This window comes from Rhodococcus sp. ACPA1 (assembly GCF_002300195.1).
GTDB classification, from domain to species: Bacteria; Actinomycetota; Actinomycetes; order Mycobacteriales; family Mycobacteriaceae; genus Rhodococcus_F; species Rhodococcus_F opacus.
The window spans coordinates 978,963-993,281 of record NZ_NSDX01000005.1; the positions used below are offsets into that span (position 1 = coordinate 978,963).

17 protein-coding genes are annotated in these 14,319 nt (G+C 68.0%); 8 read left to right on the forward strand and 9 right to left on the reverse strand.

Annotation, left to right across the window (positions count from 1 at the left end; genetic code table 11):
• Nucleotides 1-285 precede the first annotated feature (285 nt).
• Both CJ177_RS28705 and CJ177_RS28710 read left to right on the forward strand, forming a co-directional pair.
• Nucleotides 286-1,305, forward strand: coding sequence for a beta-ketoacyl-ACP synthase III (locus tag CJ177_RS28705; protein WP_005243692.1), 1,020 nt, complete (start codon nucleotides 286-288; stop codon nucleotides 1,303-1,305).
• Nucleotides 1,306-1,339: 34 nt separating this feature from the next.
• Entirely contained in the window at nucleotides 1,340-1,963 is a 624-nt protein-coding gene (locus CJ177_RS28710; RefSeq protein WP_095869174.1) for a DUF3060 domain-containing protein, read from the forward strand.
• Here the strand turns inward: CJ177_RS28710 and CJ177_RS28715 are convergent, their stop codons facing one another.
• The 3 genes from CJ177_RS28715 to CJ177_RS28725 form a co-directional block, all read right to left on the reverse strand.
• Nucleotides 1,964-2,725: an HNH endonuclease family protein gene (locus CJ177_RS28715; protein WP_095869175.1), complete on the reverse strand. Its 762-nt coding sequence runs from the start codon at nucleotides 2,723-2,725 to the stop codon at nucleotides 1,964-1,966.
• A gap of 74 nt (nucleotides 2,726-2,799) precedes the next feature.
• The gene (locus tag CJ177_RS28720) at nucleotides 2,800-3,960 is read right to left on the reverse strand and encodes an alkaline phosphatase family protein (protein WP_005258515.1); all 1,161 of its coding nucleotides are present in this window, start codon (nucleotides 3,958-3,960) and stop codon (nucleotides 2,800-2,802) included.
• Between the two features lie 59 nt (nucleotides 3,961-4,019).
• Nucleotides 4,020-5,393 carry a cytochrome P450 gene (locus tag CJ177_RS28725; protein WP_005243685.1) on the reverse strand — a complete coding sequence of 458 codons (1,374 nt, stop codon included), beginning with the start codon at nucleotides 5,391-5,393 and terminating at the stop codon, nucleotides 4,020-4,022.
• An 87-nt stretch (nucleotides 5,394-5,480) separates the two neighbouring features.
• Here CJ177_RS28725 and CJ177_RS28730 point away from each other — a divergent pair, with 87 nt between their 5' ends.
• Both CJ177_RS28730 and CJ177_RS28735 read left to right on the forward strand, forming a co-directional pair.
• Nucleotides 5,481-6,098, forward strand: a complete 618-nt coding sequence (locus CJ177_RS28730; RefSeq protein ID WP_095869176.1) for a TetR/AcrR family transcriptional regulator — start codon at nucleotides 5,481-5,483, stop codon at nucleotides 6,096-6,098.
• Between the two features lie 49 nt (nucleotides 6,099-6,147).
• On the forward strand, nucleotides 6,148-7,077 hold the full coding sequence (locus CJ177_RS28735) for an alpha/beta fold hydrolase (RefSeq protein WP_005258512.1): 930 nt from the start codon (nucleotides 6,148-6,150) through the stop codon (nucleotides 7,075-7,077).
• A gap of 33 nt (nucleotides 7,078-7,110) precedes the next feature.
• Here the strand turns inward: CJ177_RS28735 and CJ177_RS28740 are convergent, their stop codons facing one another.
• Nucleotides 7,111-7,884, reverse strand: a complete 774-nt coding sequence (locus CJ177_RS28740) for a VOC family protein (protein ID WP_005243682.1) — start codon at nucleotides 7,882-7,884, stop codon at nucleotides 7,111-7,113.
• A gap of 111 nt (nucleotides 7,885-7,995) precedes the next feature.
• Here CJ177_RS28740 and CJ177_RS28745 point away from each other — a divergent pair, with 111 nt between their 5' ends.
• Nucleotides 7,996-9,282, forward strand: coding sequence for an alpha-hydroxy-acid oxidizing protein (locus CJ177_RS28745; RefSeq protein WP_025431976.1), 1,287 nt, complete (start codon nucleotides 7,996-7,998; stop codon nucleotides 9,280-9,282).
• A gap of 4 nt (nucleotides 9,283-9,286) precedes the next feature.
• Here CJ177_RS28745 and CJ177_RS28750 read toward each other — a convergent pair whose 3' ends face one another.
• Nucleotides 9,287-9,583 carry a response regulator transcription factor gene (locus CJ177_RS28750; RefSeq protein WP_025431977.1) on the reverse strand — a complete coding sequence of 99 codons (297 nt, stop codon included), beginning with the start codon at nucleotides 9,581-9,583 and terminating at the stop codon, nucleotides 9,287-9,289.
• A gap of 106 nt (nucleotides 9,584-9,689) precedes the next feature.
• The gene (locus CJ177_RS28755) at nucleotides 9,690-10,784 is read right to left on the reverse strand and encodes a DUF1524 domain-containing protein (RefSeq protein WP_095869177.1); all 1,095 of its coding nucleotides are present in this window, start codon (nucleotides 10,782-10,784) and stop codon (nucleotides 9,690-9,692) included.
• Between the two features lie 143 nt (nucleotides 10,785-10,927).
• Between CJ177_RS28755 and CJ177_RS28760 the strand changes: the two genes are divergently transcribed.
• The 3 genes from CJ177_RS28760 to CJ177_RS28770 all read left to right on the forward strand — a co-directional run bounded on the left by CJ177_RS28760 (nucleotide 10,928) and on the right by CJ177_RS28770 (nucleotide 13,016).
• Complete coding sequence (locus CJ177_RS28760) at nucleotides 10,928-11,950, forward strand: alpha/beta hydrolase family protein (protein WP_095869178.1); 1,023 nt, start codon at nucleotides 10,928-10,930, stop codon at nucleotides 11,948-11,950.
• On the forward strand, nucleotides 11,947-12,408 hold the full coding sequence (gene arfB / locus CJ177_RS28765) for an alternative ribosome rescue aminoacyl-tRNA hydrolase ArfB (RefSeq protein WP_025431978.1): 462 nt from the start codon (nucleotides 11,947-11,949) through the stop codon (nucleotides 12,406-12,408). The genes CJ177_RS28760 and arfB overlap by 4 nt, the downstream gene beginning before the upstream one ends.
• Before the next feature lie 125 nt (nucleotides 12,409-12,533).
• On the forward strand, nucleotides 12,534-13,016 hold the full coding sequence (locus tag CJ177_RS28770; RefSeq protein ID WP_025431979.1) for a sigma factor-like helix-turn-helix DNA-binding protein: 483 nt from the start codon (nucleotides 12,534-12,536) through the stop codon (nucleotides 13,014-13,016).
• A gap of 6 nt (nucleotides 13,017-13,022) precedes the next feature.
• Here the strand turns inward: CJ177_RS28770 and CJ177_RS28775 are convergent, their stop codons facing one another.
• From CJ177_RS28775 to CJ177_RS28785, 3 genes are read right to left on the reverse strand one after another with little or no spacing between them, the layout of a single operon-like run.
• A complete protein-coding gene (locus tag CJ177_RS28775) occupies nucleotides 13,023-13,373 on the reverse strand; it encodes a VOC family protein (protein ID WP_005243670.1) in 351 nt (116 codons plus the stop codon).
• Between the two features lie 40 nt (nucleotides 13,374-13,413).
• Entirely contained in the window at nucleotides 13,414-13,977 is a 564-nt protein-coding gene (locus CJ177_RS28780; RefSeq protein ID WP_005243668.1) for an SRPBCC family protein, read from the reverse strand.
• Nucleotides 13,974-14,291 carry a helix-turn-helix transcriptional regulator gene (locus CJ177_RS28785; protein ID WP_005243667.1) on the reverse strand — a complete coding sequence of 106 codons (318 nt, stop codon included), beginning with the start codon at nucleotides 14,289-14,291 and terminating at the stop codon, nucleotides 13,974-13,976. Before CJ177_RS28785 ends, CJ177_RS28780 begins: the two co-directional genes overlap by 4 nt.
• Nucleotides 14,292-14,319: the final 28 nt, after the last annotated feature.

Consider the following 14,319-nt stretch of genomic DNA (forward strand, 5'->3'; position numbering starts at 1 on the left):
GAAGGACACTCCATCTCTAGCAGCAGGCGGCACTGCGTGGCCCGAAGAGACCACTCCCCCTACCGGTGATCAACTGCTGGAAATCGCCAGAAGTCTAACAAGTCTGTTCTTACGACAGTGTCGGTTTGACCGCCCTGTTCGTTTCATCGGCACCACCACCGAACCGATATTACCGACGAGTAACAGGAACCGGTGCTACCCGCTGGGCGGTCGCCGACGTAACGTGTGCTGGCGACAAGTCCACACTGCGCGTAACCACGCGGGACCTGATGAGGAGATCGATCGATGGGAAAGCAGATTGCCACCGTGGCTGGAGGTCGGCAGTCCGCCCTTCTCGGGCTCGGCGTGTACCGGCCCGAACGGGTCGTCACCAACGACGAGATCTGTGAACTGATCGACTCGAACGACGAGTGGATCCAGTCGCGCTCGGGGATCCGCAACCGGCGGTTCGCGGCGGAGGACGAGAACGTCGTCACGATGTCCATCGCCGCCGGGCGCAAGGCGATCGAAGCGAGCGGGATCGATCCCGAGCAGATCGGCTGCGTCATCGTCGCCACGTCGACGTACCTCCTGCTGACGCCGCCCGCCGCGGCGGTGGTGGCCGACGCGCTGGGCACCAACGGGCCCGGAGCGTTCGATCTCGGCGGTGGTTGTGCGGGCTTCTGCACCGCGCTGACGGTGGCGTCGGATCTGGTTCGCGGAGGATCCGTCGACTACGCCCTCGTCGTGGGTGTCGAGAAGATGAGCATCACCACCGACCCCACCGACCGCTCGACGCGGTTCATCTTCGGTGACGGTGCCGGCGCCGTGGTCGTGGGCAAGAGCGACGTCGCGGGCATCGGACCGGTGGAGTGGGGTTCGGACGGCGCCCAGGCCGACGCCATCGTGCAGGATCTCGATTGGTACGAGTACATCACGACGCCGGGTGCCACGCGCCCGTACATCAAGATGGCCGGTACCGCGGTGTTCCGCTGGGCCGCCTTCGAGATGGGCAAGGTGGCACTGCGGGCGGTCGAGAAGGCCGGCATGTCGGTCGACGATCTCGACGCGTTCGTTCCGCACCAGGCCAACTCGCGGATCACGGAGGTGATCGCGCGCAGCATGAAACTCCCCGAGAACGTGCCCGTGTCCGACGACATCGCCGAGAGCGGCAACACGTCGGCGGCATCGGTGCCGCTCGCCATGGAGGAGATGCTGCAGTCCGGCGCCACCAAGCCCGGCGACACCGCCCTGCTGCTCGCTTTCGGTGCCGGTTTGTCCTACGCGGCCCAGGTCGTGACGATGCCGGTACTCGCGAAGGACTGACCCGGCCCCGTAGGGGACAGGAAAGCAGGGGTCGATGAGCGTCACCCGGCAGTCGGTCGCCGTCGCTGTCCTGATGTCCGGCGCCGTGTTCCTCGCGGGCTGCGGCGGCGGGAGCACCGGCGGCGGCAGCACCTCGACGGTGTCCGGCTCAGCGGTGGAACTGAACTCGGGCGGTGACTGCGCGGGCCGCGACGTGATCGTCAACAAGGACGGTGCCGGGGTCGTCCTCGACGGCGAGTGCGGCACCGTCACCATCGAGGCCAACGGCGTCTCGGCGAACGTCGCCACGTCGAACGCGGTCATCGTGCGCGGTCAGGACACCAACGTCGTCGGCGGGCAGACCGGAACGCTCACCATCTCGGGGCGCAGCAACAGTTCCACCATCGACGTCGTCGAGTCGATCGAACTGCAGGGCAACGCCGTGACCGTGCTCGGCAAACAGGCGGAGCGGATCTCGATCAGCGGAAGCGGGAACTCCGTGAACGTGGACGATTCCGGTGCCATGACGGTGAGTGGCAACGACAACTTCGTGCGCGCCGTGTCCCTCGACTCCCTCGAACTGACCGGATCCAACAACTCCGTCGACTGGGATTCCGGCGCGACGGCCCCGACGGTCGACACGGGCTCGGAGAACCGGCTCACCCCACCCGGAGCGTGATCACCGGGCGCCGCAGCCGGTGAGCACGGCGGCCATCGCATCGCGCTCGGGTGGCGTCACCCAGAGGCGGTACGCCACTTTCACTTCCACCTGACGCGCCACGTAGGTGCAGCGGTACGCCGCCAGCGGGGGCAGCCACGTCGACGCGTCGGCATCGCTCTTGCGCTGATTGGTCGGCCCGTCCACCGCCTGCAGGTTGCGGGGATCGTTCGCGAGGTCCGCCCGCGTCTGCGCGTCGAGGAGCTGAGCCCCCTTCTGCCACGCGTCCGACAGTGCCACCACGTGATCGATCTGCACGGCGTCCGACGTCTTCGTGCCCCGGGTGAACGCAATGATGGTGCCCGTGTAGAGATCCCGCAACGTGCCCGACTGCACCACGCAGTTGCGGGTGCGGTCCCGTGAGGTGATGTCGACGAGGTCGCGCCGCAGGATGTCGTTGCGGGTGTCGCAGCCGTTGCGTCCGAGGTCGACCGACACGTTGTCGGTCCAGCTGGCGCCGAACAGTTCCCGGTCGTATCCCGTCTTGGGTGCCCGGCCCTTCACCTCGAGGGTGGACAGCTGGGCGAAAGCCGTCTGTATCTGTTGTGCGTCAGTGACTTCCGAGGGTGCGACCGGTCCGGTTCCGGCGGCGAGGGTGTCGTCGGGGTCCGGGGTGAGCATCGTGACGAGCACGACGACGAGCAGCCCGGCGAGGATCCAGGGCCACTTGGTGCGGATGGTCGTGATGATGGAGCCGGTGTTCGGTACCGCAGAGCGGGGCATGAATCTCTCCTGAAATCAACGCTGTTCGTCATTTCTATCAGGAGTGGCCCCGCGGGCCGGTGATCGGCCCGGGTTTACGTGGTCGCGTTGTGCAGCAGGGGAATCAGCAACTCGTCGTCGGTGAGGGCGCCGTGTTGCCCGGGGAGGGCGGACAGCCTCGACTCCGCCTTTCGCCGGACCACCGCGACGCCGCCCTGTGCGATGGCGACGACGTCGCCGATGCGGCCCTGGACTTCGGATCGCACGGCCGGCCCGAACAGTCCCGCGGTGACGGCCTCGTCCCTCGTGCCGATCCACATGCGGTGTCCCAGTTCGCTCCTCCACCGGGCGGCGACGTCGTGCCCGGCTCCGGCTCGGGTGTGGACGTGCCGGCACCGGGGTTCGCCGGCGAGCGCCACCACGTCGTCCGACAGGGCGGGAGTGGCATCGAAGTCGATCTTGTCGGCGTCGTCGACGGTGACCATGCCGTGGTCGGCGGTGACGTACAGCGTGGTGTCGGGTTGTGCCGCCGCGAGTCCCGCGGCGAGCTTCTCGACGAGCCGGTCGACGAGGGCGACCTGGTGCAGCCAGGATTCGGATCCCGGTCCGTAAATGTGCCCGAGCGTGTCGATTTCGCTGAGGTAGCAGTAGGTGAGGGTCCGTTCGCCTCCCCGGGCCGCGGTGACCACGTGCGCGATCAGGTCGCCGTACGCGTGTATTCCTGTGAACGTGCCGCCGCGGAGGACCGCCCGGGTGAGCCCGGACCCGTCGAATTTCGCGGGAACCACGGTCGTGCACGTGATGCCGGCTGCCGCGGCGCGTTCGAACACGGTGGGCGCGGGCTGGACGACCTCGGGCACCAGGCGGGTGAGTTCGTCGCCCTTGTGGCCCGCGCGCCACGACAACCAGTTGAGAGTGCCGCGAACCTCACGAACGTATGACTGGTAGCCGGTGATGCCGTGACCGCCGGACGGCAACCCCGTGCCGAACGACGCGATGCTGGTGGCGGTCGTGGTGGGGAAGCCGGCCCGGATCGGCCGTCCGGTCAGGCTGTCGAGGAACGGGGCGTGGTCGCGGTGGCGACGCAGCGACGTCCAGCCGAGGCCGTCGATCAAGAACACCACGGTGTGCCTGCTGTCCGGCAGGTGCAGCCGGTTGGGTTCGCCGGCAACGCCCAGTGCGGCGAGGACGGACGGCATCAGGGCGGACAGCGTGGGCTGCGAATACACGTCGAGCGGGGGCGCCGTAACGGTCATGACCTCCACTATGGTGGATTGGCTCGGAGTGCACTATGGGTTGTCGGCTCCGGCTGCACTTATGGGGTGTCGGCTCCGCCGACGCGGTGATACAGGTCCACGGGCTGGCCGTCGGAGGGAAACGGCAGCGAGGTGTAATTGAGCGGGGCGACGTAGCCGGGGCTCACCTGCCAGTCGAATCGCCGCAGCAGGTGGTGCATGACTGTCTTGATTTCGGCGCCCGCGAAGTGCATCCCCAGGCATTTGTGTACGCCGCCGCCGAACGGCTCCCACGCGAACCGGTGAACCTTGTCCTCGCGGCGTTCGGGTGTGAACCGTTCGGGGTCGAACCTCTCCGGATCGGGCCAGTACTCGGGCATGTGATGGGTGAAGTGCACGACCACCGACATGTACGTGCCCCGGGGGATGTAGTGGCCGAGCACCTCGGTGTCCTCGACCGCGCGGCGGGCGACCACCGGGACCGGCGGAACGAGGCGCAGGCATTCCTTCATGACGAGGTCGAGGTCGGTCAGTTCGTCGAGTTGACCGTAGGTCGGGGTGGACGTGCCCAGTGCCGCCGACTGCCGCCTGCACCGCTCCTGCCAGTCGGGGTGCTGGCCGAGGTACTGCATCATCGTCGACAGCGTGATGGTGGATGTGTCGTGCGCCGCCATCAGCAGGAAGATCATGTGGTTGACGACGTCGTCGTCGCTGAACCGTTGCCCCTCTTCGGATTCGATGTGGCACAGCGCGGAGAACAGGTCGTCGCCGGCACCCGCTCGACGCGCGGGCAGGTAGCGGCGGAAGAACTCCTCGAGTCGTGCGCGCCCGTCGATGCCGCGCTTCCATCGTGTTCCGGGCAGGGGGTACCGCACCACCGACGTGGCGGCCTGCACGCTGTCGATGAAGGCCTTGTTGATCTCGGCCATCTCCCTGGGCGTCGACCCCTCGGCACCGCCCATGAAGATGCTCGTGGCGAGATCGAGTGTCAGCTCCTTCAGCGCGGGGTACGCGGCGAAGCCCGGGGTGGGTTGCCAGCCGTCGAGCCCCTTCTCGACGGCCGGATGGAGTGCCTCGGTATAGCGCGACAGCCGGTCGCGGGTGAAGGCCTGCTGCATGATTCGCCGGTGGGCGAGGTGTTCGTCGCCGTCGAGGAGCATCAGCCCGCGGTGGAAGAACGGCCCGATAAGCACGCTCCAGCCGTCGCTGTTGACGAAGGCGCGGTCCTTGTTCTGCAGCACCGTCTGGCAGCCGTCCGGTCCGAGCACGGTGACCCACCGTTTGCCGGCCATGCTCAGCCACGACACGGGGCCGTAGCGATCCCAGCGACTCTGCAGCAGTCCCATCGGGTCGCGGAAGTAGTCCAGTGAGTGTCCGATGACGGGGAATCCGGCATTGCCCGAGATGGGTTGCAGGGTGCTTTGCGGTGGGGGAGCAGCGAGAACTTTGGGCATCGGCCCTCCTCGTCGGCATATGTGACAGGACACTCTGTCAGATGTGTGTAGTGTGCGTCACGCCTGTGGGTCTGTCAACATCGAGTCATGAGTCAGCCGGCGCGCCAGTACCGCGGTCGAAGTTCGGAGGAACGCGCCGCGGACCGTCGCGTGCGACTGCTCGAGGCGGGCCTGCAGGTGTTCGGCACCGTGGGCGGCGAGAAGGCGACCATGACCGCGATCTGCGCCGAGGCGAAACTGACGGAACGCTATTTCTACGAGAGCTTCCACAGCCGGGACGACCTGCTGGTGCAGGTGATCGAGGGCATCGCCGCGGAGATCGCGGAGGCGGCGCGGGTCACCCTCCAGACCGTGACCGGCGACCCCGAGGTACGGGCGCGGGCGGCGATCGCGACCTTCGTCGAGATCCTGACGGCGGACCCGCGGAAAGGGCGGGTGTCGATCATCGAATCGGCGGGCGCCGAACCGCTGCGGACGCGTCGGCGTGAATTGTTGCGGGCGTTCGCCCTGCTGGTCGCGGAGGAATCGAAGGAACTCTACGGCGACCGGGCGTGGTCGTCGCCGCAGGACGAGATCACCGCGCTGCTGTTCGTGGGTGGGCTTGCGGAACTCATGACGTCGTGGCTGAACGGCGAGATCGAGGTGTCTCCCGAGCAGATCGTCGATGCCGCGACCTATCAGTTCACGTCCACCGCACACCGCTGAGCGGGTCCCGGGCGGAAACGTGACGGGTGTCACGTGCGAAGCTGTGGGCATGGTGGATATCGCACGCCCGCAGTTGGAGGGCACGGTCGCGGTAGGCGAGGGGCGTCGGCTCGGCTTCGCGGAGTTCGGTTCGGCACAGGGCAGGGCCGTGTTCTGGCTGCACGGCACGCCCGGAGCGCGGCGGCAGGTGCCGATGGAAGCGCGCGCGTTCGCCGAACGCGAGCACGTCCGGCTGATCGGAATCGACCGGCCGGGGGTCGGTTCGTCGACGCCGCACCGCTACGGCGCCGTGATCGACTTCGCCGAAGATTTGCGCACGGTCGCCGACACGCTGGGCATCGACCAGATGGCCGTGGTCGGCCTGTCCGGGGGCGGCCCCTACACGCTGGCCGCGGCATACGCGATGCCCGACCGCGTGGTCGCGACCGGCATCCTCGGGGGTGTCGCGCCGACGAAGGGTCCCGACGCGATCCGCAGCGGGTTGATGGATCTCGCCGTCCTGGCGGCTCCGGTGCTGTCGGCGGGCGGTGTTCCCGTCGGGTTGGCGGCGAGTTCCGTGATCAGGCTGGCGAGACCGTTCGCGTCGCCGATCATCGACCTGTACGGACGGCTTTCTCCGGAAGGCGACCGTCGTCTGCTCGCGCGGCCGGAGTTCAAAGCGATGTTCCTCGACGATCTGCTCAACGGCGGCCGCAAGCAGCTCAGTGCACCGTTCGCCGACCTCGTCCTGTTCGCGCGGGACTGGGGATTCCGCGTGAACGCGGTGAAGACCCCGGTGCGGTGGTGGCACGGCGACTGCGACCACATCATCCCGCTCCGGCACGGGCAGCACATGGTGTCGCTTCTTCCCGACGCCGAATTCCACACGATGCACGGGGAAAGCCATCTCGGGGGCCTGGGCATGTCGGAGGAGATTCTCCGCTCGCTCCTCGACATCTGGGACGCCAAGGAGGCGCAGGCGCCGTTCGGCCCGGTGTGACGGTGGCGCGGTCTGCACGCCACCGTCGCCGGGTCAGGACTGCAGGGTCGTGATCTGGAACGTGGCGCCGAGGGGATCGGCGACGGACGCGAGCCGCCCGAACGGTGTGTCCTCCGGTTCGCGCCGGACGCTGCCGCCCAGTTCGGTCACCTTCGCGACTGCCGCGTCCGTGTCGTCGACGCCGATGTAGAACTGCCAGAACGAGGGGACGCCTTCGGGCAGGAACGAGTCGGCGTCCATGACTCCGGCGACCGTGCGGTCGCCGAGGTCGGCCTGTGAGTACCGGAATTCGTCCGTGTCGCCGAGAGTCCGATAGGTCCAGCCGAAGACGTCCGCGTAGAAGGGGAGCGCCGCCGCGTAGTTCCGCGACAGCGTTTCGTGCCAGACGGGCGCGCCGGGTTCGTCCACGAGGCCGAAGCCGTCGTGTTGATCGGCCTGCCACACGCCGATCACGGCGCCGGCGGGATCGCCGAGGATGGCTATCGTGCCCTGGTCGCCCACGGTCATCGCGGGCATCATCACCTGCCCGCCCGCCTCGGCCGCCTTCGCGGCGGTGGCCTCCGCGTCCTCGGATGCGATGTAGGTGGTCCACACGTTGCCGTACGGGTTGCCCTGTTGTTGCGGACCAAGGCCCGCAATGGGTTTGCTGTTCTTGCTGAAGATGGAGTACCCGCCGTACTGCGGATCCTCGTTGGTGTCGGACCTCCAGCCGAACAGCCCGGTGTAGAACGGAATGACCTGTTGGGGGTCGGAACTGGTGAGATCGATCCAGCAGGGAGCGCCGGTGAGGGACGGACGGTCGGGCATCTCGGTCTCCTAGGACATGGTCGGGGCAGCGCACGGTGTGGTGCCGGTCACAAACCTACGCGTCCCGACGACCTGCCGTCGGTTCGCGACGCGCTGTGGAAGACTCGGCGCATGTCTGCGAGCGAGAACCAGGACAGCCCGGGCCGGGCCCGCCAGAATCTGATCTATCGCGACGGCGTCCTCGGTCGCACACCCTCCGTTCCCACCGATTTCGACACGCTGGAGCGACGCGCGCGGAGGAAGATGAGCGCGAAGGGTTGGGCGTACGTGCACGGCGGCGCGGGACTGGGTCGCACGATGCAGGCCAACCGCGATGCGTTCGACAAGTGGCAGATCGTTCCCCGGGTGCTGCGCGATGTCTCGAAGCGCGACATCGGCGTCGAGTTGTTCGGGCGCAGGATTCCGGCCCCGGTCCTGCTCGCCCCGGTGGGTGCCGCCGAACTGGCCGGCCCCGAGGCGGATGTGGCGATCGCCGCCGCTGCCGCCGAACTGGGTGTGCCGTACATCTTCTCCAATCAAGGCTGCGCGCCGATGGAGGAGAGCGCCGCGGCGATGGGCGACGCGCCCCGGTGGTTCCAGTTGTACTGGAGCACCGACGACGATCTCGTCGACAGCCTGCTCCAGCGCGCCGAGAACATTCGTGCGGACGCGGTCGTGGTCACCCTCGACACGACCATGCTCGGCTGGCGCCCGGAAGACCTCAACCTCGGCTCGCTGCCCTTCGCGCAGGGGCAGGGGATCGCGCAGTACACGTCCGATCCGGTGTTCCGCCGGATCGTGCACGAGCGGATCAAGGCTGCCGCCGGCAAGGCGGACGTCGAGGTGACGCTCGGCGCGATTCGGTCACTGGTGTCGATGACCCGGCGCTTCCCGGGCCGCTTCCTCGACAACCTGCGGTCGCCGGAACCGCGGGCCGCCGTGGAGACGTTCCTCGACATCTACTCCCGGCCGTCGCTGAGCTGGGCCGATATCGAGACCCTCCGCAGCAGGACGTCGCTGCCGATCCTCCTCAAGGGCGTGCTGCACCCGGACGACGCCAGGCGCGCTCTCGATGCCGGGGTGGACGGCATCGTCGTGTCGAATCACGGTGGGCGGCAGGTGGACGGCAGCGTGTCGTCGCTGGACGCGCTCGTGGACATCGCGCCCGTCGTGGACGGCAGGCTGACGCTGCTCCTCGACAGCGGAATCCGCACGGGAGCAGACGTCTTCAAGGCCCTCGCGCTCGGTGCGGACGCGGTGACGCTCGGCCGGCCCCACCTGTACGGCCTGGCCCTCGCAGGTCAGGCCGGTGCGCGGGACGCCACGGCCAACGTGATCGCCGAGTTCGACCTCACGATGGGGCTCAGTGGCCTGACGTCGGTGGCCGAGATCGACCGGGACGCCCTGCGCAGGGCGTAGGCCGTCAGAGTTCGGCGATCGTGATTATCCCGTCCTGAAGGGCCCGCACCAGCAGCGCCGTCTTGGTGGACGCGTCACGTCCGACCAGCGCGTACTTCTCGCGGATGCGGGTCAGGTGGGTGTTGACCGTTCCGAGGGCGATGTGGAGGTCGGCGGCGACGGCGAGCTTGGAGTCGCCGCGCAACCAGTGCCGTAGAACCTCGACTTCGCGAGCCGACAACGCCGGCTTCGGATAGATGCGGGTTACGGGCGGTTCGCCCGTATGTGGGGGGTGCCCGAGTGCGTCGGGTGCAGTGGTCATGCCGATTCCATCTTTCTGACATGTACAGAGAGCTACAGGTACCCGACGTCCCTGCAGGCAGTTCAGGTTAACCTGCGGCGGCGGTGCGTGTCTCGGCAGGCCCGGATCAGCTCTCACAGCCGACACCGTCACCGTCGCGGTCCAGATGCGTCCCGTAGCCCGGCTCGCCGATCCGTACCGGCGCCGCACCGGCCGCCTTCGCCGCGGAGCAGTTCTTGTAGTAGACGTCGCTCGGCTGTGCCGTGTCGACGAACGGGACGGGTGCGGGCGCCGGTGCCGGAGCGGGAACGGGTGCGGGCGCAGGTACCGCTTCCGGCACCGTGGTGGTCGTCGGCTGCGGCGCCGCGGCGGGCGCTGCGGCCCCGCAGTCCTGCAGTACCCGGGCGATCGCGTCGTGCTCGGCCTGGGTCACCCACAGGCCGTACACGGCCTTCACCTCCACCTGATCGGCCACGTACGTGCACCGGTAGCTCTTGTTCGGGGGTAGCCAGGTGGCGGCGTCGCCGTCCGATTTCTGCTGGTTGGCGGGTCCGTCGACGGCTTTGAGGTTCCGCGGATCGTTCGCGAAGTTCACCCGGGTCGCGGTGTCGAGCTGCTGGGCGCCCTTCTGCCAGGCATCGGACAACGCGACGACGTGATCGATCTGTACGGCATTCGACGTGCCCTCACCGCGGACGAACGAGATGGTGTTGCCCGTGTACGGGTCGAGCAGCGTTCCGGTCTGTACCGCGCAGTCGCGGGTGCCCGGCTTGAACACGATCTGTTCGAGGTCGCGCCCGAGGATGTCGTTCCGCGTGTCGCACCCGTTGTGGCCGCCCTCGACCGTGACGTCGTCGGTCCACGCCTGGCCGAAGAGATCACGGTCGTAACCGGTCTTCGGTGCGCGTCCCTTGATCTCGAGGCCGGCGAGTTGCTGCAGCGCGGCGGTCGCCTCGGCGCCGCCGACCGCGGCGGGTTCGACCGGCGAGAGGGCGAGCGCAGACGAAACCGGCACCGGTGTCGACGAACTCGACGCGGCACGCACGGTCGTCGAATCGGCGACCGTGGGTGTCACGGACGCGGATACCGCTGTGGCCTGGGCCGATTGGTCGTCCTGTCCGGGGCTGAGGAACGAGACCGCGGCCACGACTACGACGATCCCGGCGGTAATCCAGGGCCACTTCTTGCGAGTGGCAGGTGATGAGGGCGGGGGAAACGTCATGCCGGTCCTTCAATGAACGTGGGGGGTCGAATGTTCATCGCGCGGAAAGGCTCTTCCGTTACTCGGCATCGCGGGAACTGTTAGCATGCCCCGGGACCGGAATTCGTGCGGGTGGAGGGCGGTAGTCGGTCGTGAGACGACACATGTTTCGGGGGAAATTGCGCACAGCGGCCGTCGCGGCCGTGACCGTGGTCTCTCTCTGCCTCGGTGGCACCGTCGCGGCGGCCGCCGATCCGATCGTCGACACCGGTCAGGCGCTCGGTTCCGCGGTGGCGTCGAACGGGTCGACGCTCGATCACGTCACCGTGGTCGATCCGAGACACCTGACGTTGCACGTCTTCTCGGCGTCGATGCAGCGGGTCGTTCCGGTGTACGTCCAGCGCCCTGCCGACACGAGAGTGCCGAGGCCGACGCTGTACTTCCTCGACGGTCAGGTCCGTCGGGAGAAGACCGATGTCGAAGAGTTCCTGGCCGATCAGAACGTGAACGTCGTCAGCCCTTCCGGCGGCGAGAACGCGTATTGGACGGACTGGAAGAGCCCCGACCCGGTGATGGGGGTGAACAAGTGGAAGACCTTTATGACTCAGGAACTTCCGCCGGTCGTCGACGCGGCCCTCGGCACCAACGGAGTCAACGCGCTCGCCGGCATGTCACGGGTGGGTACTGCCGCTCTGCAGTTGGCGATCGCCGCCCCCGGTCTGTTCCGTGGCGTGGCCGCCTACAGCGGTTGCGCTCTGACCAGTGATCCGCTCGGTCAGCTCCTCATCAAGATCACCATGGACAACTACGGCTACGGCAACCCGGCCAACATGTACGGCGAGGCGGACGATCCGGCGTGGGCGGCGAACGATCCCTACGTTCACGCCGCCGAACTGCGCGGAACGGAACTGTTCCTCTCCAACGGCAACGGTCTGCCGGGGCGCCACGAGACCCTGGACGGCCCCGGGATCGACGGGAACGTCGCTACGCTCGCGCGTCAGATCTACGCGGGCGGTCCCATCGAAGCGGTGACCAACTACTGCACCCATCGATTCACGGATCGCCTGGGGGAACTGGGAATACCTGCAACCGCGAGTTTCCGTAACTCGGGTACACACTCGTGGGGATACTGGCAGGACGACCTGCACGATTCCTGGCCGGTGCTGGCCCGGGCGCTGGGAGTGTGAGCGAAGTTCCTCCGGTGTTTCCCGGTGGCGAGGTCACCGACGACCTCGAGATCACGCGGTCGCTTGTCGTTCCGGCCGCCGAGTTGCAGTGGAGGTTCTCCCGCGCCGGCGGTCCCGGCGGTCAGGGCGTCAACACCACCGACTCGCGGGTGGAGTTGCGGGTGAACCTGTGGACGTTGTCGACGCTGTCGCCGTCCCAGCTCGAACGCATGCAGGTTCAGCTGGGGCACAGGATCATTGACGGGGTGGTCACCGTGACGGCGTCCGAAACCCGTTCGCAGCTGCGCAATCGGCGCGCGGCGCGGGCCCGGATGGCGGCGTTGCTGCGCGCGGCCGTCCTCGCCGAATCCCGCACCCGGCGTCCGACCAAGGCGACCAAGGGTTCGCACCGACGAAGACTCGACGCCAAGAAACAACGCGGCCAGACCAAGAACCTGCGGAGGAAGCCGGACATGTAGGTGGTTTCACGCACCGGGAAATGGGGAATCTCCCGGATGTGGTGACCCCTCGTGTGCCGGAAGATGAGTACGGAAGCGCCGTGACGGATGACCGGAGGCGGCGAGGTCGGGGGATCGAGGGTCACATGAGTGTGCTTGACGAGGAATTGCATTCGGCAGCGACGGCCGCCGCGGCGGGGGATCGCGAGGCCGTCGAGCGAGTGATGACGACGCTGTGGCCGCAGGTGGTGCGGTATTGCCGCACGCGCGTGGGGAATTCCACGCAGGTCACGCGGCCGGCGGACGAGGTGGCGCACGAAGCGCTGCTCGCGGTGGCGCGCGAGCTTCCGACTCTCGCTCGCAGTGACTATCCCGTCCGCGAGGTGTATCGCGTCGTGAGCCGGACCGTCGCGGACGCGCACGGCGGCGCGGCCGGAAGCCCCGACGTTCCGGCGGAAGTGGCCGGGCTGCTGCACCATCTCGACGCCACGGCCCGGGAGATCGTCCTGCTGCGGGTCATCGACGGGCTGTCCGTGCACGACACCGCGGGCCTCCTCGGCCTCCCTGTGGGCCGGGTCCTCGTAGTGCAGCACCAGGCGCTGCGGACCCTGCGGGCGAAGGTGGCCTGACCGGCGTCAGCGCCGACCGGACAGGACGCAGAACTCGTTGCCCTCGGGATCGGCGAGCACCACCCAACTCTGCTCGCCCTGACCGACATCCGCGTGCCGGGCGCCGAGTCCGAGAAGCCGTGCAACCTCGGCCTCCTGATCATCGGGCCGGAAGTCGAGATGCAGCCGATTCGGAATCCGTTTCCCATCCGGAACGGCCACGAACAGAATTTCCGGGTGGCTGTCGGCCCGGGGCCGGATGTGGACGTCGCCGTCGGAGTCGGTCACGGCGCCCCAGCCCAGGGCCTCGGCCCACCAGCGTCCCAGGGCTGTCGGATCGAGAGCGTTGACCACCACGGCTTCCCATTGCAGTCCCATGCGTCAACGGTACGGGGAGCGGTCGGCGCCCGTCACGGATTCATTGCAGCGTCGGATCGATCGGTTCGACGCCGAGGCGTGTGGAGTACTGCTCGTTGAGTTCGCGCCAGCCGTAGTTCATCGCCTCGGCACCGACGATCGGTCCGATCGGATTTCCGTCGAGCAGGGCGTCGGCGACGTCCAGGCACATGTGCCACCCGGCGGCCGTCATCGCAGCGGTGTGCTGGTCGTCGAGCGTGTGTCGCAAGGTCAGTCGCGTGCCCGCGTCGGTTTCGCCGATCGTCCAGAGCAGGACGTCGTCGCCCCAGGCGTGTTCGAGGACGTGAGGTGAGTCGGCCCGGGTCACGGTGCCGTCGAGTTCGGTGCGATTCTGCCCGTCGACCATGATCAGGGTTGCGGGACCGACCGTTCCGAGGTTCCGGTCCGCGGTGTACGGCGCCCACAGCGGAAGTTCGCCGGGGTCGGTGAGCGCGGTCCACAGCGCCGACGGCGAGTGGGTGAACTCGCGAACGAAGGTGAGGGCCCATCGGGTGCCGTCGGGTCGTGCTTCGACGTGCCGCAGTGGGCCGGGGCGGTAGTCGCGTCGTGCGTCTGACTCGGTCATGACGGGGTCTCCTTCGAATCGAGGTGCCGCTCGAGCGCATCGAGGTGATGCGTCCACAGCCGGCGGTAGGGCTGCAGCCACGCGTCGAACTCGTCGAACGGTTCGCGGTGCAGGCTGTAGATGCGTTGCTGGGCGGCGGTGCGGCAGGTGACGAATCCGGCCTGCCGCAGCACCCGCAGGTGTTTGGACACGGTCGGCTGGGGCAGGGCGAGCTGGTCGACGAGTTCGCCGACGCTGGCGTGGCCGGCCCGCAGCTGTTCGAGGATCCTGCGCCTCTGCGGTTCGGCGACCACGGCGAACACGTCCGGTGCCATGGTGCAAGTATGCTCCTTCGCGTATATA